At 70.0% G+C, this 24,237-nt stretch carries 18 protein-coding genes; 10 read left to right on the forward strand and 8 right to left on the reverse strand.

The window, feature by feature from the left end:
• Positions 1-5: 5 nt before the first annotated feature.
• From RAB71_RS05920 to tkt, 7 genes are all read left to right on the forward strand, one after another.
• Positions 6-953 carry a DUF58 domain-containing protein gene (locus tag RAB71_RS05920; protein ID WP_104609593.1) on the forward strand — a complete coding sequence of 316 codons (948 nt, stop codon included), beginning with the start codon at positions 6-8 and terminating at the stop codon, positions 951-953.
• The gene (locus tag RAB71_RS05925) at positions 950-1,420 is read left to right on the forward strand and encodes a DUF4381 domain-containing protein (protein ID WP_010340873.1); all 471 of its coding nucleotides are present in this window, start codon (positions 950-952) and stop codon (positions 1,418-1,420) included. Before RAB71_RS05920 ends, RAB71_RS05925 begins: the two co-directional genes overlap by 4 nt.
• The gene (locus RAB71_RS05930) at positions 1,417-2,439 is read left to right on the forward strand and encodes a VWA domain-containing protein (protein ID WP_010340874.1); all 1,023 of its coding nucleotides are present in this window, start codon (positions 1,417-1,419) and stop codon (positions 2,437-2,439) included. The genes RAB71_RS05925 and RAB71_RS05930 overlap by 4 nt, the downstream gene beginning before the upstream one ends.
• Positions 2,436-4,286, forward strand: a complete 1,851-nt coding sequence (locus RAB71_RS05935; protein WP_010340875.1) for a VWA domain-containing protein — start codon at positions 2,436-2,438, stop codon at positions 4,284-4,286. The genes RAB71_RS05930 and RAB71_RS05935 overlap by 4 nt, the downstream gene beginning before the upstream one ends.
• Positions 4,283-6,043 carry a BatD family protein gene (locus RAB71_RS05940; protein WP_029561813.1) on the forward strand — a complete coding sequence of 587 codons (1,761 nt, stop codon included), beginning with the start codon at positions 4,283-4,285 and terminating at the stop codon, positions 6,041-6,043. Before RAB71_RS05935 ends, RAB71_RS05940 begins: the two co-directional genes overlap by 4 nt.
• Positions 6,044-6,239: 196 nt before the next feature.
• Positions 6,240-7,529, forward strand: a complete 1,290-nt coding sequence (locus RAB71_RS05945; protein WP_010340877.1) for a dicarboxylate/amino acid:cation symporter — start codon at positions 6,240-6,242, stop codon at positions 7,527-7,529.
• 237 nt (positions 7,530-7,766) lie between these two features.
• Complete coding sequence (gene tkt, locus RAB71_RS05950) at positions 7,767-9,767, forward strand: transketolase (RefSeq protein WP_010340878.1); 2,001 nt, start codon at positions 7,767-7,769, stop codon at positions 9,765-9,767.
• Positions 9,768-9,979: 212 nt separating this feature from the next.
• On the opposite strand, the gene RAB71_RS05955 is transcribed toward tkt, so the two are convergent.
• The 8 genes from RAB71_RS05955 to RAB71_RS05990 form a co-directional block, all read right to left on the reverse strand.
• On the reverse strand, positions 9,980-10,729 hold the full coding sequence (locus RAB71_RS05955; RefSeq protein WP_010340879.1) for a DUF2894 domain-containing protein: 750 nt from the start codon (positions 10,727-10,729) through the stop codon (positions 9,980-9,982).
• Entirely contained in the window at positions 10,719-11,375 is a 657-nt protein-coding gene (locus tag RAB71_RS05960; protein ID WP_010340880.1) for an OmpA family protein, read from the reverse strand. Before RAB71_RS05960 ends, RAB71_RS05955 begins: the two co-directional genes overlap by 11 nt.
• Positions 11,372-13,828 (reverse strand): DUF802 domain-containing protein, encoded by a 2,457-nt coding sequence (locus RAB71_RS05965; protein ID WP_010340882.1) that lies wholly within the window; start codon positions 13,826-13,828, stop codon positions 11,372-11,374. The genes RAB71_RS05960 and RAB71_RS05965 overlap by 4 nt, the downstream gene beginning before the upstream one ends.
• 10 nt (positions 13,829-13,838) lie before the next feature.
• Positions 13,839-14,570 (reverse strand): DUF3348 domain-containing protein, encoded by a 732-nt coding sequence (locus tag RAB71_RS05970; RefSeq protein WP_010340883.1) that lies wholly within the window; start codon positions 14,568-14,570, stop codon positions 13,839-13,841.
• Between the two features lie 126 nt (positions 14,571-14,696).
• Entirely contained in the window at positions 14,697-15,131 is a 435-nt protein-coding gene (locus RAB71_RS05975) for a hypothetical protein (protein ID WP_010340884.1), read from the reverse strand.
• 303 nt (positions 15,132-15,434) lie between these two features.
• Complete coding sequence (locus tag RAB71_RS05980; RefSeq protein ID WP_010340886.1) at positions 15,435-18,173, reverse strand: TonB-dependent receptor; 2,739 nt, start codon at positions 18,171-18,173, stop codon at positions 15,435-15,437.
• A gap of 132 nt (positions 18,174-18,305) precedes the next feature.
• Positions 18,306-19,424, reverse strand: a complete 1,119-nt coding sequence (locus RAB71_RS05985) for a phosphatidylinositol-specific phospholipase C1-like protein (RefSeq protein WP_010340887.1) — start codon at positions 19,422-19,424, stop codon at positions 18,306-18,308.
• Between the two features lie 229 nt (positions 19,425-19,653).
• Positions 19,654-21,603 (reverse strand): acetyl-CoA hydrolase/transferase C-terminal domain-containing protein, encoded by a 1,950-nt coding sequence (locus tag RAB71_RS05990; RefSeq protein ID WP_175300575.1) that lies wholly within the window; start codon positions 21,601-21,603, stop codon positions 19,654-19,656.
• Positions 21,604-21,799: 196 nt separating this feature from the next.
• On the opposite strand from RAB71_RS05990, the gene RAB71_RS05995 reads away from it, so the two are divergent.
• The 3 genes from RAB71_RS05995 to RAB71_RS06005 are packed head-to-tail and all read left to right on the forward strand — an operon-like array spanning position 21,800 to position 24,196.
• Positions 21,800-22,168 (forward strand): BlaI/MecI/CopY family transcriptional regulator, encoded by a 369-nt coding sequence (locus RAB71_RS05995; protein ID WP_010340889.1) that lies wholly within the window; start codon positions 21,800-21,802, stop codon positions 22,166-22,168.
• Positions 22,158-23,603 carry a TonB family protein gene (locus tag RAB71_RS06000; protein WP_010340890.1) on the forward strand — a complete coding sequence of 482 codons (1,446 nt, stop codon included), beginning with the start codon at positions 22,158-22,160 and terminating at the stop codon, positions 23,601-23,603. Before RAB71_RS05995 ends, RAB71_RS06000 begins: the two co-directional genes overlap by 11 nt.
• Positions 23,600-24,196, forward strand: coding sequence for a hypothetical protein (locus RAB71_RS06005; protein WP_010340891.1), 597 nt, complete (start codon positions 23,600-23,602; stop codon positions 24,194-24,196). Before RAB71_RS06000 ends, RAB71_RS06005 begins: the two co-directional genes overlap by 4 nt.
• Positions 24,197-24,237: the final 41 nt, after the last annotated feature.

Below are 24,237 nucleotides of genomic sequence, written 5' to 3' on the forward strand. Positions count from 1 at the left end.
CGACGATGGCACCGCAGCCGACCGCGCCGACCGCGCCGGGCATGCCGCACGCCGCCGCGCCGGCCGAGGCGGGGATTCGCCCCAGCCTGGCCGAGCTGGTGGCCCTGCGCGCGGCGGTCGCGCGCATTCCACCGCCGCGCCGCGGCCGTCATGGCCTCAGTGGGGCCGCCCCGTCGCCGATGCGTGGGCGCGGCATGGAATACGCCGAATCGCGCGAGTACGTGGTGGGCGATGACGTGCGGCACATCGATTGGCGGCTGACTGCGCGCAGCGGCCGCACCCACACCAAATTGTTCCAGGCCGAGCGCGAACGGCTCAGCCTGATCGTCGCCGATACCGCGCCGTCGCTGTACTTCGGCACCCGCGTCCGCTTCAAGTCGGTGCAGGCCGCGCGTGCCGGCGCGGTGGCGGCGTGGGCGGCGCAGCGACAGGGCGATCGGCTGGCCGCCTTGCGCGGCAGCCGCAGCGAAGCGCCGGTGCCGCCCGCGTCCGGACCGCGCGGCGTGCTGCGTGTGCTCGATGCGCTGGCACGCTGGTACGCACAGCCGCCGCAGGAAGACGCTGGCCTGGGCATGGCGCTGGATCACGCGGCCAAGCTGCTGCGACCGGGATCGCGCCTGACCGTGCTGGCCGATCCGGCCAGCGCGCAGGCAGTGCCCGCCGCCCGCTGGGCCGCGCTGGCGCTGCACAACGAAGTGGAGCTGCTGCTGCTTGCCGATCCGCTGGAAGTGCAGCCGCCTCGCGCGTCTCTTCCGTTCTGGGCAAGCGGCCGCCGCGTGGAAGTGGATCTGCTGGCGAGCGCCGCGCAGCAGCGCTGGCGCGCGCAGTTCGTGCAGCCGCTGGAAACCCTGGCCGCGGAACTGCCGGGCCGCGGCGTGCAGGTGCGGGTGCTGTTGAGCGACGCGCCCAGCGAGTCGTGGTTGCTGCCGGTGCAGCGGGGCGCGACGCCATGAGCCCGCAGCAACTTCCCCTGCGCGATGTGCACCTGCCGCCGGCACCGGCGTGGTGGCCGCCCGCACCGGGCTGGTGGATGCTGGCGGCCGTGCTGCTGCTGGCGATCGGTGCGGCGCTGTTCGTGTGGTTGCGTCGGCGCCAGCGCGTGCAGCGCTGGCAGCGCCAGTTCGACGCGGCAACGCGTACGGGCGAACCGCCGGCGCAGGTGGCCGAGGTCTCGGAACTGCTGCGGCGCGCGGCGCAACGCCACGATCCGGCCGCTGCGGCGCTGCAGGGCGAAGAGTGGTTGCGGTTCCTGGATGGTGGCGACAAACACCAGGCGTTCTCCGCCGGCCCCGGCCGTGTGCTGCTCGACGGCGGCTATCGTCCCAGCCTCGACCCGGCACAGGTGGAGGCATTGCTGCCGCTGGCGCGGCGCCGGTTTCTGACGTTGATGGCGGCGACGCGGCGCGGAGGACGGCGATGAGCCTGTTGCCGTCATCGTTGCAGAGTCTCAGCGACCTGGTGGCCGGTTTCGCCTGGCCCTGGATGTGGCTGGCGGTGCCGCTGCCGTTGCTGGCCAACCTGCTGCTGCCGGCGCGGCGCGGCAATGCGCCGGCCTTGCGCGTGCCCTATGGCGAACGCCTGCAGGCCGTGGCCGCCGCGCCGGCGCGCGGCGGATTGTGGCGTGCCAGCGTGTGGCTGGCATGGCTGGCCTGGTTCTGCCTGTGCGCAGCGGCGGCGCGTCCGCTGCAACTGGGCGAACCCATCATGCCGCCGCAGCAGGCACGCCAGTTGATGCTGGCGGTGGATCTGTCCGGCAGCATGAGCGAGCCGGACATGACCCTGGGCGGACGCGTGGTCGATCGCCTCACCGCGGCCAAGGCGGTGCTGGCCGACTTCCTCGACCGCCGCGACGGCGACCGCATCGGCCTGCTGGTGTTCGGCCAGCAGGCCTATGCGCTGACCCCGTTGACCGCCGATCTGGCCACGGTGCGCGACCAGTTGCGCGACAGCGTGGTCGGCCTGGCCGGGCGCGAGACCGCGTTGGGCGATGCGATCGCGCTGGCGGTCAAGCGCCTGCGCGAGCAGAAGCAGGGCGAGCGCGTGCTGATCGTGCTCACCGACGGCGTCAACACCGCCGGCGTGCTCGACCCGCTGAAGGCCGCGGAACTGGCCAAGGCCGAACACGTGCGCGTGTACACCATCGCCTTCGGCGGCGATGGCGGCATGTCCCTGTTCGGCCTGCCCATCCCCGGCAGCGGCGGCGACGACCAGGTCGACGAGGACACGCTGCGCAAGATCGCGCAGGACACCGGCGGGCGCTTCTTCCGCGCCCGCGACACCGCCGAGCTGGCGTCGATCTACGCCGAACTGGACCGGCTCGAGCCGGTGCGTTCGGCCGGTCCGGCGGTGCGGCCGCGGATCGAACGCTACGCCTGGCCGTTGGCCGCGGCGCTGGTCCTGGCATTGCTGTCCTTCATCTGGCCCTGGAGGCGGCAATGACCCGCGTGGCGGAGTTCCTCCAGGCCCTGCATCTGCTGCGCCCGGAGTGGTTGTGGGCGCTGCTGTTGCTGCCGCTGCTGGCGTGGAGCTGGTGGCGGCGGCGCCGGCGCCGCGACATCTGGCGGCGCACGGTGGATTCGCATCTGCTGCCGCACCTGCTGGCGCGCGGCGATGCCAAGGGCCGCGCCGGCCTGTTGCTGGGCGCGCTGGGGTATGCGCTGGCCGTGTTGGCGCTGGCCGGGCCGAGTTGGCGGCAGGAACAGCAGCCGCTGTGGCAGGCGCGCACGCCCCTGGTGATCGCGCTGGATCTGTCCGCGCAGATCGACGCGCGCGACCTGCCGCCGTCGCGGCTGCTGCAGGCACGGGCCAAGCTGGCGCGGCTGCTGCACGAGCGCGCCGGTGGCGAAGTGGCGCTGGTGGCCTACGCTGGCGAGCCGTATACGGTGGCGCCGCTGACCGACGATGCGGCGAACGTGGGCCTGTTTCTGGACGCGTTGTCGCCGCAGGTGATGCCGGTGGCGGGGCAGCGCACCGACCTGGCGATCGACTGGGCGGCGCAGTTGCTGCGCCAGGCCGGCTTCTCCCGCGGCGACATCCTGGTGCTCAGCGACCAGGCCGATGCGCAGGCGCAACAGGCGGCGGCGCGTGCGGCCGGGCAGGGCTATCACGTGTCCGCGTTGGGATTGGGGACCGCGCAGGGCGCCGCCTACCGCGACGACCAGGGCCGGCTCGCGCACGCACAACTGGATGCGGGCGCGTTGCGCGCGCTGGCGGCGGCCGGCACCGGTCGCTACGCCGGGCTGACGCCCGACGAGACGGATCTGCGCGCGCTTGGCGTGCTGCGGCCGCAGGAAGAGGATGCGACGGCCGCCGACGAAAGCCATGGCCGGGTCTGGCTGGACCAGGGCTACTGGCTGCTGCCGCCGCTGATGCTGCTGGCATTGCTCGCGTTCCGCCGTCGCGGTGGGGCGGCGGTGCTGCTGCTGGTGCTGGCGCCGCTGGCGATGCCGCTCCCGGTGCATGCGCAGGCACCGGCGCCGCCACAGATCCCGACGCCGCCACCCGGTCCTGTCGCAGGCGGGTTGTGGAAACGTGCCGACCAGATCCGCCAGCAACGGCTGGACGCGGGCGTGCAGGCCTATCGCAAGGGCGATTTCGCCGCCGCGCAGCAGCAGTTCGAAGGCATCGACAGCGACGCCGGCTGGTACAACCTCGGCAATGCGCTGGCGCGCCAGGGCCGCTACGACGAGGCGATCGACGCCTACGACAAGGCGCTGAAGCTGCATCCGCAGATGGCCGATGCGATCGCCAACCGTGCGGCGGTGGAGGCGGCGCGCAAGCGGCAGTCGTCGCAGAACTCCAAATCCGGCCAGCAGGGCAAGGACGGGCAGCAGCAGAAGGGCGGGCAGTCGCAGAACGGTCAGCAACAGAGCGGCCAGCAGCAAAACGGCCAGCAACAGTCGGGTCAACAGCAGAACGGTGCGCAGAAGGACCAGCAGCAGAAGGACGGGCAGCAACAGAACGGCCAGCAGCGGGACGGCCAGCAGGGACGCAATGGCGCCAAGGACGCGCAGCAGGCGCCGCCGAAGCCCGGCGATGCGCAGGCGCAACAACAGGCCGATGCGGCGCAGCGCCAGCAGATGCAGCAGGCGATGGCGCAGCAAGGCGGCGCCGACAAGCAGGCTGCCGAACGCGCCGCTGCCGCCGCCAACGAGACGCCGCAGCAGCGCGAGCAGCGCCAGGCGGTGGAGGCATGGTTGCGGCGGGTGCCGGACGATCCGGGCAATCTGCTGCGCGCCAAATTCAGGCTGGAACACGAACGCAGGCAGCGGGAACAAGAACCATGATCCACTTCAGGCGACTCGGCCAGGGGACACGGCTGTGCGCGGTGCTGATGGTAGCGGCCGCGCTGCTGCTGGCGCTGCCGGCGGGTGCGGCCACGCGCGCGTGGCTGGACCGCGACAACGTCGGCGCCGGCGAGGGCGTGACCCTCAACATCGAGACCGACCAGGGCGTGGCCACGCCGGACTACACGCCGTTGCGCGCGGATTTCGCGCTCAGCAACGAGGTCAAGAGCCGGCAGATGCAGATCGTCAACGGCGCGGTCTCGGCGAAATCCTTGTTCGGCGTGATGCTGACCCCGCGCGACACCGGCACCCTGGAGATCCCGTCGCTGCAGGTCGGCAACGAGCGCACCGCGCCACTGCGGCTGGAAGTCGCTGCGGCCAGTGCCGCGGTGCCGGCCACCACCAATGCCGATGTGCCGGCGCAGGTAGCCAATGCCGATGTGTTCGTGCAGACCGTCGTCGACGATGCAAAGCCGTATGTGCAGCAGAGCGTGGGCGTGGTGGTGCGGTTGTATCTCGGCGTGCCGCTGAGTTCGGGCGAGCTCGACCTGGATGCGCCGGCCGGGGCGTCGCTGCAGCGCGTCGGCGACGACATCCAGAATCGTCGCCAGATCGACGGACGCATGTATACGGTGATCGAGCGGCACTACCTGCTGGTCCCCGAACGCAGCGGCACGCTGCTGTTGCCGGGGGCGCGATTCAACGGACGCGGCCCCACCGGCTTCTTCGACGACTACTTCGGCCGCGGCGGCGAACTCAATGCGCGCGGCACTGCGCAGACCCTGCAGGTACGCGCGCAGCCGGCCAATGCGCCGCAGCCCTGGCTGCCGCTGCACGAACTGCGCCTGCGCTACACCGCCACGCCGCAGCGTGCCAAGGCCGGGGAGGCTGCCGACATCGTGGTCGAGGCCACCGCACGCGGCGCGACGCAGGCGCAGTTCCCCGAACTGCCCACGCCCAGCGTCGATGGCGCGCAGGTGTTCGCGGAGCCGCCGCAGGTACAGGAACGCTTCGTCGACGGCGGCCCGCAGGTGACCGTCACCCGCCGTTACTCGATCGTGCCGCAGGCGGCCGGCCCGCTGCTGGTGCGCGGCCTGCGCATGCCCTGGTGGGACGTCGGCGCCGGCGCGGCGCGCGAGGCCAGCCTGCCGGACCTGACCCTGCAGGTGCAGCCCGGACAGGGCGTGCCCGCGCCGGCCCCGGCGCCGGTCAGCCCGGCGGCGCCGACGCTGAGCGTGGTTCCTGCCGACACCGCGGTGACGCCGACGCACACACTGCAGGGGCGGCTTGCCTCCTTGCCGCTGTGGATGGGGTTGGCCGTGGGCTTCGCGGTGCTGTGGCTGGTGACCCTTGTCTGGGCCTGGCGCCGCGTGCGCCACTCGCGCGCCGTCGCGGCACTGCCGGCCACGACGGGCAATGCGGCGCCTGGCGCGACATCGACGCCTGCGCGTGCACGCGCCGCACTGCCGGAACTGCGCAAGGCGCTGGACAGCGGCGGACTCGACGAGGTCGCGGCGATCCTGTGCGCGCAGGCCGGCGTCGCCGACCTGGATATGGTGGTGCAGCGTCTTGACGATCCGGCGCAGCGCGACGCCGTCCTGCGTATGCAGCACGCGCGCTGGGGCAGTGGCGGCGATGTGGCCGGTGCGCGTGCTGCGTTGCGCGCGGCGTTCGCGTCCGGTCCACGCTGGCGCGTCGCAACGCGCGGCGCGGCCGCAGACGATCTGCCGCCGCTGTATCCGAGGCGCAACGCCTGAGCCGGCGGGGGGCTCGCCAGCCAGCCGTCCGATGACGCGATGGCGCGCGGTGCGGTTCGCCAGCCTCGGCAAGCCTCACGTTGTCGGCGCCCCTTGGCAAGCCGAGGCACCCGCAGCGCAGCCTGTGTCAGCGTGTGTTGGTCGATGTCTGCTCACGGTTTGTTAAGCTGAGTGCCTCTCCTCGCAAGGCGTACTCATGACCGACACCCCCGTGAAGGCCGAAACCGGCATGCCGTTGCACTGGAAAATGGCGATCGGCTTCGTCCTCGGGCTGGTGCTGGGCCTGGCGGTGCACATGAGCGTGGGCGGCGACGCGGCCTGGGTGCAGGCGCTGACCAAGTACCTCACCACGCCGTTCTCCAAGCTGTTCCTCAGCCTGATCTTCATGCTGATCGTGCCGCTGCTGTTCTCGGCGCTGGTGATGGGCATTTCGGAGATGGGCGACATCCGTGCGCTTGGGCGTATCGGCTGGAAGACTCTGGGCTACACGGTGGTGCTGTCCGGTGTGGCGGTGCTGCTGGGCCTGGTGCTGGTCAACGTGCTCAAGCCCGGCATCGGCGTGGATCGCGAACTGGCGCAGCAGTTGCTGCAGCAGAACGTGGAGCGCACCGCGCAGATCGTCGACCAGAGCAAGCACCAGCCGCACGGCATGGACATGCTCTTGTCCATCGTGCCCGACAACGTGGTCGCAGCCGCCTCCAGCAATGGCGCGATCCTGTCGCTGATGTTCTTCGCGGTGATGTTCGGCGTGGGCATGGTGCTCAGCGAAGACGCCAAGGTGGCGACGCTGCGACGCGGCATCGAGGGCGTGTTCGAGATCTCGATGACCCTGATCGGGCTGGTGATCCGCCTGGCGCCGTATGCGGTGGCCTGCTTCATGTTCAACCTGGCGGCGCTGTTCGGCTTCGAGCTGCTGGTGCGGCTGGGCGCCTACGTGGGCGTGGTGGTGCTGGCGCTGGGCCTGCACATGGTGGTGAGCTACGGCGTGGCGGTGCGCCTGGCCGGGCGCTCGCCGCTGTGGTTCTTCCGCGCCACCCGCGAGGCGACGGTGATGGCGTTTTCCACCGCGTCCAGCAACGCCACCCTGCCGACCGCGCTGCGCGTGGCCGACCAGATGGGGCTGCCGCACAAGGTGTCGCGGTTCGTGCTCACCGTCGGCGCCACCGCCAACCAGAACGGCACTGCGCTGTTCGAGGGCGTGACGGTGATCTTCCTGGCCCAGTTCTTCGGCGTGGAGCTGAGCATCGCGCAGCAGTGCATGGTGATGCTGGTGTGCATCCTCGGCGGCATCGGCACTGCGGGCGTCCCGTCCGGCTCGCTGCCGGTGGTGGCGCTGATCTGCGCGATGGTCGGGGTGGACCCGGTCGGCATCGGCATGATCCTGGGCGTCAACCATTTCCTGGACATGTGCCGCACCGCGCTGAACGTGACCGGCGACCTGGCCCTGACCACGATGGTAGCCAAGGGCGAGGATGGCGGGGATTAGGGAGTCGGGATTCGGGATTGGTGAAGGCGGCAGTGTCGCCGCCTGACGGGCCAGGCGTGGGAGCGGCTTCAGCCGCGATGGGCTTCCTGGTGAACGTCTGTCGCGGCTGAAGCCGCTCCTACGTCATCTGAGGTCTAAAGCCGGTGACGCTACCAATCCCTAATCCCCAATCCCCAATCCCCGCCTGTGGGACAATAGTGGGCCCGACGCCACGCGCCCGCTTCCGACAGATCCCTCATGACGACGCCTACCCGCCGCGAACTCGCCAACGCGATCCGTTTCCTTGCCGCCGATGCGGTCGAGGCCGCCAATTCCGGCCATCCCGGCATGCCGATGGGCATGGCCGACATCGCCGAAGTGCTGTGGAACGACTTCCTCAGCCACAACCCGAACAATCCGCACTGGTTCAACCGCGACCGCTTCGTGCTGTCCAACGGCCACGGCTCGATGCTGCAGTACGCGCTGCTGCACCTGTCCGGCTACGACCTGCCGATCGAGGAGCTCAAGCGCTTCCGCCAACTGCACAGCAAGACCGCCGGCCACCCCGAGCGCAGCGAGACCCCGGGGGTGGAGACCACCACCGGTCCACTGGGCCAGGGCTTTGCCAACGCGGTCGGTTTCGCGCTGGCCGAGAAGCTGCTGGCGCAGCGCTACAATCGCCCCGAGCACCAGATCGTCGACCACCGCACCTGGGTGTTCATGGGCGACGGCTGCATGATGGAGGGCGTGTCCCACGAGGCCGCCTCGCTGGCCGGCACCTGGGGCCTGGGCAAGCTGGTGGCGTTCTGGGACAACAACCATATCTCCATCGACGGCAACACCGCCGGCTGGTTCAGCGACAACACCCCGGCCCGGTTCGAGGCCTATAACTGGCACGTGATCCGCGACGTCGACGGCCAGGATGCCGACGCGGTCAAGGCCGCGATCGAGGCGGCGATCGCCGAGAGCGAGAAGCCGACCCTGATCTGCTGCCGCACCACCATCGGCTTCGGTGCGCCGACCAAGGCCGGCAAGGAATCCTCGCATGGCGCCGCGCTGGGCAAGGAAGAGTTGGAAGGCGCGCGCAAGGCGCTGAACTGGCCGTATGCGCCGTTCGAGATCCCGCAGGCGATCTACGACGGCTGGCGCGCCGGCGGTGCGGGTACGCTGCGCCAGGCCGAGTGGGAGCAGGCCTTCGACAAGTACGCCAAGCAGTACCCGGCCGAAGCTGCGGAACTGACCCGCCGCTCGCATGGCGAGCTGCCGGAAGACTTCCTCGCCCAGGCCGACGCCTACATCGCCAAGCAAGCCGCCGAAGGCCAGACCATCGCCTCGCGCAAGGCCTCGCAGATGGCGATCGAGGCGTTCGCGCCGCTGCTGCCTGAACTGGTCGGCGGTTCGGCCGACCTGGCGCATTCCAACCTGACCCTGTGGAAGGCCAGCAAGTCGGTCGCCACGGATGACCCGAACGCCAACTACGTGTACTACGGCGTGCGCGAGTTCGGCATGACCGCCATCGCCAACGGCCTGGCACTGCACGGCGGTTTCATTCCGTTCGACGCCACCTTCCTGGTGTTCAGCGACTACGCGCGCAACGGCGTGCGCATGAGCGCGCTGATCCCGGCGCATGCGATCCACGTCTACACCCACGACTCGATCGGCCTGGGCGAGGACGGCCCGACCCACCAGCCGGTGGAGCATCTGGCGTCGCTGCGCTACATCCCCAACAACGACGTGTGGCGCCCCTGCGACACGGTGGAGTCGGCGGTGAGCTGGAAGGCCGCGATCACCCGCAAGGACGGCCCGAGCTGCCTGGTGTTCAGCCGCCAGAACCTGCCGCACCAGCCGCGCAGCGCCGAGCAGATCAAGTTGATCGAGCGCGGCGGTTACGTGCTGGCCGATGCCGAAGGCGGCACGCCCGACATGATCCTGATCGGTACCGGCTCGGAAGTGGGCCTGGCGGTGGAAGCCAAGCAGGCGCTGGATGCCGCGGGCCTGAAGACCCGCGTGGTGTCGATGCCGTGCACCGACGTGTTCGATCGCCAGGACGCCGCCTACCGCGAGTCGGTGCTGCCGGCGGCGGTGCGCAAGCGCGTGGCGGTGGAAGCGGGCGTCACCGCCTTCTGGCGAGCCTACGTGGGCCTGGACGGCGCGGTGGTGGGCATCGACAGCTTCGGCGCCTCGGCGCCGGCGAACGTGCTGTACAAGCACTTCCAGATCACCGCCGAACACGTGGTGGCGGCGGCGAAGGCGCTGTAAGCCGAGAGCCACGATGGTGACGAAAAAGGCCGGCGCATGCCGGCCTTTTTCTTGCCTGTGCGGGTGTGACGTATGAGGGAAGTGGATCTCGTAGGAGCGGCTCTTGTCCCCTTTTCGGGGATCAGCCGCGACCGCTGTTCCCTGTAACGCCCGTCGCAGCTAAAGCCACTCCTGCCATGACGCTGTCGGCGTTACGTGCATTGGCGAGGTGCTCAACCGCGCTTGCGCGGCTTGCTGCGCGGCGTCGCAGGCTTGCCGGCAGCGCTGCCGGATTTCTGTGGCGTCGCCAATGCGCCCGCCTCCTGCAGTTGCTGCAACCAGGACAGTGCGTCGACGTAGGACAGAAAGTGCTGCAGGTAGCCGGGCGAAAGCGTGCGCATCAACGCCAATGCGCGATGCACCAGCACGCCGGAGTTGAGCGGGCCGGCGTCGGCGGGGGCCGGTTGCAGCGACTGCCGCAATTGGCTGCGGCTGCGCAGTTCTGTCCACAGCCGGCGTGCCTCTTCGACCGCTGGCAACTGTGGTGCGGCGAGGCGCGCTGCGGCGCTTGCTGCTGGCGCGTGCGACGGCGCAGCGGCGTCTGCGTCGATTGCGCCGGTCGCCTTGCACGTCTCGGTGTCGGCATCCTCATGGGCGCCGACGTTGGTGTCCTGGCCGCTGTAGGCGGTGGTCGCCGCAGTCGCAGGCCGGTACTGCGCCAGCAAGGTGCCGAGCGGGCCTGGTTGCGGCGCTCGCATCGCGGCATCAGCGGCATTCTGCGGCGCCATGGCCAATGTCGCGGCGTAAGCGTCGAGCAACGCGGACAGCTTCTGCTCCAGCAGTTCCCGCGCCTTGCCCTGCTGCGCCTCGGTGCGGCGCGCCAGCGCTTCGAGGAAACGGAAGCGCAGCGCGTCCAGCCGCTCGGCATGCTGTGCACGCAAGGCGGCGAGGCGGTCGGCAGCCGGGATCCGATCAGGGTGCATGCGGTGTCGCGGCACGCTTGCGCTTGCGCATGCGCGGCAGCGGTGCCATTTCCACGCGGCGGTTGCTGGCGCGTCCGGCCTCGTCCACGTTCGGCGCCACCGGCTGCTGCGCGCCGAAGGCGGCGGCGAAGACCGCATCGGCGGGGACGCCTGCCTCGATCAGCGCACGGGTCACGGTCAACGCGCGTTCGGCCGACAGTTCCCAGTTGTCGGCGAACTGGCGATTGCTCTCGCGCACCTGGCGATCGTCGGTGAAGCCGCTGACCATCAGGATCTCGTCGCGCGCCTTGAGGTAGCCGGCCAGCGGCGCGGCCAGGCTCTTCAGCAGGTCGCGGCCCTCCGGCTGCAACTGATCGGAGTTCAGGGCGAACAGCACATTGCCGCGGATGCCGATGCGGCCGTCGACCAGGGTCACCCGGCCGGCCGCCAGCGGCGCGGCCAGCGCCTGTTCCAGGGTCTTGCGCTGCTGCGCTTCAAGCTGGCGCTGACGCATTTCCGCATCCAGCTTGTTCGACAGCTGCAGCTGCACGCCGATCACCCCGATCAGGATCAGCACGAAGGCGCCGAGCAGCACCGACATCAGGTCGCCGAACACCGCCCAGACCGGCGCGCCGCTGTCGGCCTCGAGTTCCAGCTCGTCGCTCATGCCGCGTCGGCCTGGTCGGGCGCCTGGCGCGTGGCGAGCTGACGCAATTCCTCGGTGATCTGCTGCTGCGAGAGCATGCTCAGGTCGATCACTTCGCGCGCCTGCGCCACGTAGTAGGCGAGTTGCTCGTCGCTGCGCGCCAGCGACTTGTCCAGGGCCTGCTCGATGCCCTGCAGGCGTTCCAGCAGGGCCATGTTCGACTCGCCGAAGGCCTGTACCGCGCCGGAGAACGCATCGCCCAGGCTGGCCACCTCGGTGGCGCCGGCGACGACCTGCGCGGCGGCGTCGCCGAGCTTGCCGGTCTCGGCCTCGATCCGGTCGGTGAAGCGGCTGCCGACGCGCTCCAGCAGGTCGGCCGAAGTCGCGACCAGGGCGTCCACCGCGCTGCGCTGTTCGGTGGAGGCGTGGTTGACCGCTTCCAGCAAGGTCTGCAGCGTGGCCAGCAGGCGGTTGCGCTCGTCGAGCATGGCGGTGTCGCGGACCATGCTGTCGGAGAGTTTCTGGCGCAGTTCCGCGACCACGTCGGCCGCGGCCTTCGGCGCTTCCGAGGCGACCTGCACCAGCCGTTCGATCTCGGCGATGGTGTCGCGCGCCTGTGCCTGGCTCTGTTCGGACATCGCCGCCGCGGTTTCCTGCAGGGTGCTGCAGATCTCCTGCTGGCGCTGCGCGATGCGCTCGCCGTGCTGTTCCCATTGCGCGCCGAGTGTCGCGGCCATGCCGGCGAAGCTGTCGGTCCAGGCCTGCAGGCGCGCCTGGTCGCGCGCTTCCAGCGCGTCCTGCAGGTCGGCGTGCGCCTGCTGCAGCGTCTCGGCCAGCGCGGCGGCGCGTTGCTCCAGGCTGGCGGCGGCGGCGTCCAGTGCCTGCGCGTTGTGCGCGGCCAACGCCGCGTTGATCTCGCGCTGCTGCGCCAGCGCCGCGCTCCAGGCCTGTTGCGCGGCCTCGACGGTGGCATCCAGGCGGGTGGTCACGGTCTCCAGCGCCTGCGCATGGCGCGTGGCGAGCGTGTCGTTGACGTCGCGCTGCTGCGTCAGCGCCGCGTTCCAGCCCTGTTGTGCGGCCTCGGCGGTGGCGTCCAGGCGCGTCGCCACGGTGTCCAGTGCCTGCGCATGACGCGCGGCGAGCGCGTCGTTGACCTCGCGCTGCTGCGCCAGCGCTGCGCTCCAGGCCTGCTGTGTCGCCTCGGCGGTGGCATCCAGGCGGCTCGCTACCGTGTCCAGTGCCTGCGCATGGCGCGCGGTGAGGTTGTCATTGACCTCACGTTGTTGCGTCAGGGCTTCGCTCCAGGCCTGCCTGGCGTCGTCGCTGGCGCCCTGCAGGCGTGCCGCGGTCGCCTCCACCAGCGTGGTGGCACGTTGCTCCAGGCCGTCGCCGGCGCGTTGCAGCGCGCTGCCGAGTTCCTGCAGCAGCGCGCCATTGATGCGTCGCTGCTCGGCCAGCGCGCTGTCCCAGCGCTGCGTTGCCTGTTCGGCGGCCTGGGCGAAGCCATTGGCCAGGCCGTCCAGCTGCAGCTGCACCGCCTGGCCGACGCTGTCCTGCAGCGCGGCGGTCTCGCGTGCCACGCCGTCGAGCGTGCGTTGCACCACCGGCTCCAGCGCATCGCCGAACGCACGCGCATGCGCGGCCACGCCGGCCTGCAGGGCGTGTTCGACCGCGCCGGCCAGGCGCGTGTAGGCGGCCTCGGTGCGGCTGTGGAAGGCGTCCTGGCCGCTGGCCAGGCGTTCGCCGCTGACCGCGCTGTGCTGTTCCAGCGCCGCCATCATCGTCTGCATGCGCTCGATCAGGCCCGGCATCAGCGTGGCTTGCGCCTGCAGCAGCTTGAACGCCTCGTTGCGCTGGTAGGCCAGCGAATGCGTGCGCAGCGCGGTGGCCGCATGCAGGTCCAGGTGCTGCACCGCCTGCAGACGCTCGCGCCGGCACAGCGCGGCGAGCAGGCCGAGCATCGCCGACGCGGCCACGCCGGCGATGGAGGTGCCGAAGGCGAAGCCCAGGCCCTTCAGCGGCGCCGCCAGCGAGGCGCGGATGGCATTCAGATCGGTGGCGCTGTCCAGCGCCAGGCCGGTGCCGCGCAGCGTCGCCATCATGCCAAGGAAGGTGCCGAGCATGCCCAGCAGCACCAGCAGGCCGACCAGGTACGGGGTCAGCGCCGGCACCGGCAGGGCCGCGCGCTCGCCTTCGATGCGCAGGCGCACCGCGTTGCGCAGGCTCGGGTGCAGCCGTTGCAGCCAGCCGCCCAGGTCGTCGCGCGCGGACTCGGCCTCGCTCAGCGCGGTCTGCAATGTCGCCGTAGCCTGACGGTAGCGGTACAACTCGGCGATGCCGGCCAGGTAGCAGAGGCCGATCAGCGCGGCGAAGCTGGCGCCCAGCGGGTTGGAGCCGAGATAACCGACGCCGATCCAGCAGACCACGGCGAGGCCGGCGAGGAACAGGACGGAATGGAGCAGGGTCTTGGGCATGAGGGTCGAATCAACGGCTGCGAAGCGCGGCGAGCAGCGCTTCGATGGGATGGAAACGGACGTCCAGTTCGGCGCGCAACACGCTGTGCAGGTCCTGGCGGAACAGGTCCAGCCAAGCCGTGTCGGCAGGCGCCGGCGGAACGTCGGTGAGGGAAGGATCGGGGGCGGGCGCCGCGGCGGCGCGCAGGCGCTGGAAATGCGCTTCCAGCAGGTTGGGCACCGTTGCCAGCAGGGTCTGCTCGCGCGGGCTCAGGGTCAGTTCCATCACCGCATCGACCTCGGCCAGCCGCGCCATCTCCGGCGAGAGCGGGACCAGCGCATCGCGCAGCAGGCCGCGCAGGCGCCCGGTGGCGGTGAGCATCGCGCGCTGCAGCGCCAGGTAGCGCTGGCGGAATGGCGCGTAGTCGATCGGTGCGTCGGGATCGTGCTGGCGCTTGCCCACGGGCTTGCCGGTTTCCTTGGCGATGTCCAGAGCGATGCTCTCTTCCAGCGCGGCGCGCACGCGGCCGCATTCGGCCTCCAGCGCCGACGGTTCCGGCGCCTCGGGGGCGTCCTCGGCAGGCTCGGGCAGTTTGCCGTCCAGCGCCCGAGACACCGCCACTGCGCGGTTCCAGTCGATCCATTGGCCGAGCCGGTCGGCCAGCGCGGGGCTGGACGCGGGCATCGGCGCATCGCTCAGGCGCGCCAGCAGGCGAATGAAGGCCGGGCCCGGGACGGGCGCCCGCGGAAGGGCTTTCGCCATGTGAGGGGTCAAAAACCCGCAATTTTACACGCGAATGACATCGGCTGTCCGGAGACGGCCGATGCCGGGCCAGGAGCAAGCGCAAGCGGACTCAATACGCCTGGCGTTTCGCGCGGATGCGCTGCCTCATTTGCACTGAGACTTGTTCATCTTGATCTCTTTCAGATCGGCCGAGGTGTACAGCGCCGTGGGGCGATTCGGGTCGTTCTGCATGCTCTGGTAAAGATTGGCCAGCGCCTGCAAATGGCCGTTTTCGCCACTGCCGAAACTCTGCTGCGCCGATGCCCCGGCGCCATACAGCCCATTGCACAGCAGGGCTTTCCTGAAGATCTTCAGCACTTCCACGCGTGCATAGTAGGTCTGCAGGCGCTGCGCGGCGTCTTGCGGCTGGTGGTTGATCTTCGCGTAGTTGCTGTTGCAACGCGGGCCGAGGTCTGTCGGATAGGCGGCGGCGATGCCTGCGCAACTGGCGACGGTGGCGGGCGGAGCGGCCAGCGCAGCAAAGGGCAGCAGCGTCGACAGCACCAGCAGGAGAACGCAGAGCGATGGGCGCATGTTCATAAAAGGGAATCCTTGGTCGCAATGGGATGGATGGTCGGCTTGCGCGCCATGCAGACATGGTCGGCGCGCAGCCAATGTCGCTGCGCGCTGGCATGTGCGTGATCGGGAAATGTCCCTAGATGCCCCGGCCTTCAGGCCGAGGACGCGCGATGCAGCTTGCGAAGGATTGCCTCACCCCTCGATGCTTCGGCGCCAGGAGTGGCTTCTGAGGGCGGGTCGCGGCGCTGGTGCATCCTGCCCAATGCCTTGCGTGCAGTCTGCACGCAAGGCCTCCGACGCGGCGCGCCGGAGGCACAGGGGGCGTCAGTAGGTGTAGCTCAGCGTGAGCATGTACACGCGCCCGGTTTCCACGTAGGCGCCGTCGGCACCGGGGTCGTAGGCCATGTAGCGGGTGGACTTGCCCTGGGTCTCGTAGAACGTGGCTGAATTGAGCAGGTTCTTGGCGGCGATGCCGACGTCGATGCCGTGCGGCAGGTGATAGGTGGCGGTGAAGTCCAGCGACTTGACCGGCTGCAGGTAGTAGTTGAGCCGGTCGCTGGTCAGGCCGAGCAGTTGCAGGCCGGTGTAGTTGTAGCTCAGGTCGGCGCGCAGGCGGCTGTCGTCGTAGAACAGGTCCAGGTTGTAGATGCGCTCGGGCGCACGCGGCAGCCAGGTCTTTTCGGGCTGGTCGGCGCGCTTGCTGTCGGCGGAACTGTGCTGCAGGGTCAGGTTGGCGGCGATACCGAAGTTGCCCCAGAACCCGGGCAAATCCTGCAGGCGCTTGCTGCCGGCCAGCTCCACGCCGTACAGCTTGGCGGTGCCGCCGTTCTGCGGCATGGTCACCGGCACGCCGTCTTCGAAGGTGGTGCCGGTCGGGACCAGACCGCCGAGCGTGTTGTCGTTGCTGGTCGCCGACTGCGAGGTGTAGATGAAGCCGGTGATGCGCTTGTAGTAGGTCGAGGCGCTGAGCACGCCGCCGTTGCGGTCGTAGAACTCCGCGGACAGGTCGGCGTTGTCGGCCTTGCTCGGCTGCAGGTCGGGATTGGGTTTGGAGATGCCGATGACCTTCTGGGTGGGGTCGACCGTGTACACCGTCTCGCCGGAGATCAGCCCGAACGCCGGGCGGCTGAAGCTGCGCCGCAGCGAGGCGCGGTAGACGGTCAGCTCGTCCGGGCGATAGTTGAGGCTGATGCCCGGTAACACCTCGCCGTAGCTGCGGCCGCTGCCGACGAAGCGGCCGTTGATGCCGTCGCCGTTCGATTGCCACGCGTCAGCGGAATAACGGGTCAGTTCGTAGCGTACGCCGGGCAGCACGGTCACCGCGCCGACATGCAGCGTGGCCATCGCGTAGCCGGCGTAGATCGCCTCGGTGCTGGAGGTGGTGTTGGCGTTGTAGTCGTTGGCGGTATAGATGCCGGCGCCATTGGGATCGTTGACGTACTTGTACGGCACCGCCTGCGCGCGCACCCAGTCGCGGTCGAGGATCTTGAACGGGCCGGCGTAGTGGCCATCGAACGCCGCGTAGGTGAGGCGGCCGGGCAGCGCGCTCAGCGGCGGGCCGCCGGCGTTGGGGAACACGTAGTTGCGGCCGCCGAAGTAGGGGCCGTTGTAGACGAAGTTGCCATCCTTGTGGAAGAACGGGTGATCGTAGGAACCGCGGTCGGCATGGTCGAGCGACAGGCCGGTCTTGACCTCGTCGAGCACGTCGCCGTCCACGCGGTAGCTGATGTCGGCATGCGCGCTGGCGCGGTTGTCGTGGCTGCCGGCATCGTGGCCCTGGGTCTTCCAGAACAGCGCAGAATCCAGGCTGTAGAAGAAGTTCTTCAGGGCCGGCGAACTGGGTTCGATGCTGGGATAGGTGGGATCGCTCAGGTCGAACGCGAAGCTGCCCGGAGTGAAGCCGTACAGGCTCGCGGCGACGTAGTCCGGGCGGCTGCGGGTGCCGCGGCCGAACGATCCGCCGTAGTCGAAGCGCAGGCGATCCAGCGTGGTCTGCCCGCCCAGTTGCAGCGTGGCCAGGGTCTCCTTGATGTCGTGGGTATTGAAGTAGCCGCCACGCACCGCGGTCGGCTGGTTGTTGACAGTTTCCAGGCGTGCGCTGGACTGGTCCTGCTGGCCAGTGACGTTGTAGCTGCCGTAGATGGCGCGGGCGAAGAGGGAGGTGTGGTCGCCCTGCCAGTCGAAGGCGAGATTGCCGCCATAGCGCTCGATCTGGCTGGTGTAGACGCTGTACTTGTAGCGCGCGCTGAGCAGCGGGCCGACGTCGCGCAGATCCACCGCCTTGGCCTGCGCCGGGTCCGCCGGGAAGTACGCGCTGTTGGGCGCCGGCGCCTGCGCCATGTTGTTGTTCTTGCCGTAGTAGGCCGAGGCATAGACGCCGAACGCGTGGTCGTCGCCGAACTTCCAGGCCAGCTCCTGTTGCAGCGTGCCGCCGGTGTGCTTGCCGCCGAGGTCGGAAGCGAGCGCATTGAACTGGCCTTGCGCGGTGGTCTTGCCGTAGAAGTCGCCATCGAAGTCGAACGCGCTGGGCGTGCGCATGTCGATCGCGCCGCCGATCGCGTCGCCCGGCAGGTCCGGGGTCGGCGACTTGGAGACCTTGACCGACTGGATGCCGAACGGCGCCAGCATGTTCAGCGAGATCGCACGCGTGGACGAATCGGTCTCAGGCATGCCGAAGCCGTTGAGGCGGTAGCTGTTGTAGCTGGCGTCCAGGCCGCGGATGCTGACGTAGGCGTTCTCGCCGGTGGTGGCCTGGCCCAGGTGCATGTCGCTGTAGGCCGACAGCCCGGGCAGGTGCGCGACCACGTCGGCGATGCCGGCGGAGGGAATCGCATCGATCTGCTGCTTGCTCATCACGCTGTTGACGCCGTTGGACAGGCGCTGTTCGTCCAATGAGCCCGGCACGGTGGCTTGGGCGGCCTGCACGTTGACCGAGTCCAGGGTGGTGGTGCGCGCGCTGGCGTCAGCGGGGTCGTTGGCGTCGCTGGCGTGCGCGGCCGGCGAGAGCGCAAGCGCGAGGGCGATGGCACAGCACAAGGGGCGGGGGCGATGGAACGGGAGCATGGGGGTGGCTCGTTGGGGGAAACAGCGGTTGCGATCCGAGGTCCAGGCGCGCCGATGCCGGCGCGCGGATCGCCAAGGCCTTCCATTGCGTGCGTCTAGGGGGTGGCCGCGACCCGGCGCGGCACTGGGCGATCAGTGGCGCAGGTCGACGCCTTGGCAGTCGGCGTGCGGACGTTGCGGATTGCAGCGGGCGACGGCGTCGCCGGGAAAGCGCACCACGTAGCCGGAGGTGGCCGGTTCGTGATCGGGGAAGTCGGTGCTGAGCAGTTGCGCGCCGCTGGCGAGCATGGCGTCGCGCCGCGCGGTGTCGTTGTCCTTGGCTTCCTTCAGGTCGGCATCGGTGCGCGTGCGCACCAGGTAGCCGGCCTTCACCAAGTGCGCGATGTCCTCGGCGCTGCCGTCGTTGCGCTCGACGAAGGCGGCATCGTCGGTGCCGGGGTCGGCGTTGGTGAAGCACACGCGGCCACGCAGGGAAGGATGGCCGGCCAGGTAGGCCGGGCCGACCGAACGCTGGTCGAGCAGGAACACCACCTTGCCGCGCGCCGCGGAGAGCGCAGGCCAGCCCTGCGCGAGCACGGCGGCGTTGAGCGTCGGTGCCGTGCCGCGCACCTGGTCCGGGCTGATGTACTCGTTGGCGGCGAACACCGAGCGCAGTTCGGCATCCAGCGCGTCCAGCGCCTTGCCGTCGAACGGTTCCGGCTGCACCGTAGGGAAGGCCGCAGGCACGCTCGACTGCTTGGTTTCCAGCAGGATGAAGATCGGCAGATGCCCGGGATGCCGTTGCGACCACGCCCGCACCTCGCGCAGGCAGGCCAGCAGCGGTTGGCAGGTGCTGCGCTGGTCGAGGTCCTGGATGTGCATGACCTTGAAGCCGGGTCGCTGCATCACACCCGGCGCGGCGATCGGCGGGGCCGGCGGCAGCCCCGCCTTGGCGAGTTGCTCGATCATCGCCGGGTGCGCGTAGCGCCCGCCCTTGGCGTCGGCGTAGATGTCCAGTTCGATCTGGCGCACGCCGTCGTCCAGTTGCTGCGTCAGCGGCGGGTGCCGGTAATCCAGCACAGCGAACGTCGCCGGGTCCAGGCGTTTCCATAGTGCCGCTTCGCTGGGCGCGAAGCCGGCGTGGTAGCTGTTGTGGCTGCCGATGTACTGCAGGTCGTTGAGTCTGGGGTCGGCGAACAGCGCCGACGGCAGCAGCGCCAGCATCGCCAGCAGCACGCGCAGCGTGATGCGATGGGAGAGCGACGACGACATCGGGGCAGAACGGTGGGAATGCATCGCGGCCACGTTTGGTAACGATATCCCGACAGCATCGCCAGCGGAGTTGACGTGTTTCCTGCCAGCGTGTTGCCGAATCGTGTCAGCGTCCCTCATGTGCGGCGATCGTGCGACACGTCGCTTTCGCGCGCGACCGCGGTCACTGTCTCGCGTCGCGGTCCGCGATCGCCGCGCCTGCGTGCTGTGCGTCAGGCCCGTGCGCGTGTCACAGCGGCGTGCGCGTGCGCTGCAGGGCGAACGCCAGCAACGCCGCCTCCAGGCGCTCGCCGATGCTGCGCGGTGCGTCCAGGCCCATGCGCTGCAGGCAGGCGGCATCCGCGGCAGGACGCGCCAGCACCGCGCTGGCCAGCGTCTTCAGCTTGGCGCCGGTGCTGGCGGTGTGTCGCTGTAGCCAGGTCAGGGCGCGCAGCAGGCGCTGCTCGACCTCGGTGAAATCGCTGCCCAACGGATAGTCGGGCAGGGTGCCGTCGCGGCGGAACGGCGCCAGTGCGTCGCGCACCCGCGCGCCGTGGTTGCGCTGCCAGTGCGCTGGCGCGGCGAAGCCGGCGGCCAGCTTGCCGTTGGCCTTCGCCGTCTCCAACAACCCGGGTTGTGCCTGCACATCGGTAATGCCGGCCATCGCCGCGATGCAATCCTCGTCGGTCAGGCCGCGCAGGTCGGCGATGCCGTACTCGTTGACGTAGAGGTCGCGCAGGTGCCGCGGAATGGTGGTGTGGCCGTAGTTCCAGCGCACGTTGGACTGCGCCGCGCCGCCGTCGCTGCGCACGGCACGGAACATCAGCACGCTGCGCGCATCGTCCAGCGCGTGCGCCATGGACACGAAGTTGTACTGGCCGCCGACGCCGGACACCACGCGGCCATCGTCCAGCGCATCGGACACCGCCGCACCGAGCGCTGTGGCCATCATGCAGGAGTTGAAGAAGCGCGCCTCGCGCCGCTGCAGCCGGCGCAGCGTCTCGCCGCCATAGAGCTGGTTGATCTCGCTGATGCGGCGCATGCCGATCGCCGCGCGCGCCTGCGGGTCCATGTCGCGCAGCCAGGCATAGAACTCCGGCGAACCCAGGTAGAACGCGCCTTGCAGGTATTCGCCCTCGCGCTCCAGCCGCTGCAGGTCCTGCGCATCGGCAGTGCCGTCGGCCACGCGCTGCAGCAGCGGCGCGTCGTCGAGCACCTTGCGCCGGATCACCCCGCACTGGACCAGTTGCCGGAAGCCTTCGTTGAGCATCTCGCTGCAGCCGAACAGGCCGACCGCGAACGGCTCCAGGCCGCCGCATTCGCGTACCGCCGGATGCCGCTCCAGTTCCGGGTCCAGCGCCGCCAGCACCTGCCGGTAGCGCGCGTTGTCGGTGTGCCGCAGTACCAGCGCGTGGCATAGCGCATCGGCCAGGGTGCCGATGCCGATCTGCAGGGTGCCGCCGTCGCGCACCAGGGTACTGGCGTAAAGGCCGATGGCGTAATCGGCATCGGCGACCGGCTGCCGCGGCAGCCCGAACAGGCGCGGATATGGCCCCGGCGGCGTCACCACCACGTCGAAGAAGCTCGGCTCCACCGCCGCGCAGCCGCCGATCCACGGCAACTGCGGATCGACTTCGGCCACCAGCAGCGGCCGCGGCAGGCCGCGCCGCTGCACCGCCGCCAGGGTGTCCTGGGTGATGTCGTTGTTGCACGAGAACGACAGCCGGGTGCCGTCGGGTTCGCGCGCCACCTTCTGCACGATCAGGTTCGGCGCGCGCTGCGCCACCGCGTCGGCGGCATGGGTGTAGTTGAGGCTGGTGTAGCTGCGCTGCGCCTGGGTCGAGCGCAGCAGCGCGCCGGACTGCATGTAGAACTCTTCGACCTGGATGTGCGCCGGCAGCGCATTGCGCTGCATCGCCTGCACGTAGCGCAGGCGCGGGAAGTCCTCGCCGAAATGGCGCTGCACGAACGGCCGCGCGAAACGGCCCTGCATTCCGCCACCGGGCGCCGGCGGATTGAGCGACAGCGCGGTGTAGATCTGCAGCGGCCGCGTCGGATCGTGTTCGATGCGCTCGTACAGCGCGTTGAGCAGGCGATGCGGTTTGCCCAGGCCCAGCGGCGCGCCTACGCGCAGCGGGCCGGCGATGCGCTGCAGGATCAGGTCGGCAGCGGCGTCGAGGTCGTCGAGGTGATCGGTCATCGGCATAGCTTAGAGGGTGCGCCGTGGATTGCGTTGATCGTGGTGCGCGCGGTGCCGCGGCGCACGCGGCGGCCGGCGACGGCCTCCGGGCATGGGGGCATGCCGATCGCCAGCGCATCGGCCGCTGCGCAAAAAAACGCTTGACATGCGTTTTGTTTACGCGCGTAATCATTGAAAATTTACGGACGTAAACGCAATGTCGATCAGCGACGCGGAAGCCGTGGTCATGGAGGTGCTGTGGGAGCGGCACCCGCTCAGCGCCGAGGAGGTGTTCGCCGCCTTGTCCGGCCACGGCGGTTGGGCCGAACCCACGGTCAAGACCCTGCTCAACCGCTTGCTCAACAAGGGCGCGATCCGCGCCGACAAACAAGGCCGCCGCTATCTGTACACGCCCCTGCTGCAGCGCGCGCAGTGGGTGCAGCAACAGAGCGAAGGCCTGCTCGACCGCCTGTTCGGCGGCCGTATCGCGCCGTTGGTGGCGCACTTCAGCGAGCGCGGCAAGCTCAGCGATGCCGATATCGCCGAACTCAAACGACTGATCCAGGAGCTGGACGATGAGCATTGACGGGATCGTGAGGGACCTCGGAAGCACCGCGCTGGTCGTCAGCGTGGTCATCGCGGCGGTGCTGGCGTTGCGCGTGCCGATGCGGCGCGCGTTCGGCGCCGGCATCGCCTACGCGCTATGGATCGCGGTGCCGTTGGCGCTGCTGGCGGCACTGTTGCCCAGCGGCTGGCGTCCAGCGTTGCCGGCGGGCTTGGCGCTGGATATGCCGACGGTGCTGGTCGGCGTGCCGCAGGCAAAGATGTCGGTGGGCGACGGCGTGCACGCGAGCGGTCATGCCGCGGTGGGGCTGCTGTCGTTGTGGCTGGCCGGTGCGCTGGCCTCGGCAGCCGTGCAGTGGCGGCAGCAGCGCCGCTACCGACGCAGCCTGGGCCGCTTGCGCCCGGGGGAGGACGGCGTGCTGGTCGCCGAGCATGCGCTGCATGGGCCGCTGGTGCTGGGTGCGTGGCGGCCGCAGGTGGTGGTGCCGATGGACTTCGCCGCGCGCTATCCGCCGCCGCAGGCGCAACTGGTGCTGGCGCACGAACGCATGCACATCGCCCGCGGCGACACGCGCAGCAATCTGCTGCTCGCCGTGCTGCGCTGCGTGTACTGGTTCAATCCGCTGCTGCACTGGGCCGCCACGCGCTTCCGCCTGGATCAGGAACTGGCCTGCGATGCCGCGGTGCTGGTTCGCCATCCCGGCACGCGCCGGCACTACGCCGAAGCGATGCTGCAGACCCAGTTGGACGCGCTTGCCTTGCCGGTGGGCTGCCATTGGCAGGCGGGCAGCGTCCTGTGCCAGCGCATTGCCTTGCTGCGGCGTCCGGCGGTGCGTGGTTGGCGGCGTCGTCTGGGCCTGGCGGCAGTGACGTTGGCCGCGTTGAGCGGGAGTGCAATGGCACTGGCGTTGCCAACTGGAACAGATGCCACGGGCGTGGCGCGAGAGCTGGTGGCGAGCGAGGTGGATGGCACGTCGGCACGACCGACGCAGAAAGCGTCAGTGGTCGCCGCGCGGACCGGAGCGCGGCCTGCCAAGGTGATCGACATGCCACCTCCGAAATACCCGGATGAAGCGGTGCGTGCGGGCGTCTCCGGCAAGCTGGTCCTGCTGGTCGACGTGGATGCGCACGGGGCGCCGAGCGGCGTGCGCGTGCTGGATCATGGTAGTGGCAGCGCAGTCTTGGATGCTGCCGCGGTTACCGCCGCCTGGAAATGGCGCTTCTCGCCGGCGACTGCGCACGGACGTGCTGTGGCCAGCCGCCTGAAGATTCCGGTCGCGTTCGATGTGGAAATGTATCCCGAGGAGGCGCCGGCTGGCGTCGCCGATGCTGCGAACTACCGCTGGTATCGCCTGGGCGAGGATGCCGTCGGGGAGGTCGAGGGGCTGTGCGACCGCACATTCCCCGGCACCGGCGGCGCCTCGCCGCTGTGCGGCATGGCGCGGACCGTGCGATGAGTGCGCACGGGCGGGCCGGCATGCTGCTGGCACTGGTCCTTTCCGGCTGCGCCAGCCACGTGCCGAAAGACGCGCCGCAACCGACCCAGCGCATCGACTCGGTGGATCAGCGCATGCTGGAAACAGGATTCGGCGCGGCGCCCGGTGCGGCGGCGGTGCAGTCGTATCGGATGCAGCCGCAGGAAGTGTTTCGCATGCCGCAACCACTGCTGGCGCCGACGCCGCAGCTGCCAGCCGAGTTGCCGCGCCGCACGCTGGCCCCGACCACGGTCTGCGTGCGGGTGATCCTGTCCGCACAAGGCACGGTGGAGCGCAGCGCCCTGTTGAACGATCGCCCGGACTGCAGCGCGGGCGCGCAGCCGGAGATGGCCGATCTGCTGCAGGCGGTGCAGGCGACGGTCGCGCAGTGGCGCTTCGTGCCGGCGGCGATCTGCACCTATGCCGATCCGGCGCGGCGGCCGGCGCAGGAGGGGCGCTGCGACGATGCGCAGTCGGTGCAGGAGGTGCCGGTGACGCTGGCCTACGCGTTCACCTTCGAGGTCCGACAGGGCAAGGCCACCGTGCAGTCGGGACGCGTCGGCGGCGCGCGCTGAGCGCCGCGATCGCCACGTGCGGTCTGCCTCGTCCGTTGCCG

This window comes from Xanthomonas sacchari, assembly GCF_040529065.1.
In the GTDB taxonomy this organism is placed as follows: domain Bacteria; phylum Pseudomonadota; class Gammaproteobacteria; order Xanthomonadales; family Xanthomonadaceae; genus Xanthomonas_A; species Xanthomonas_A sacchari.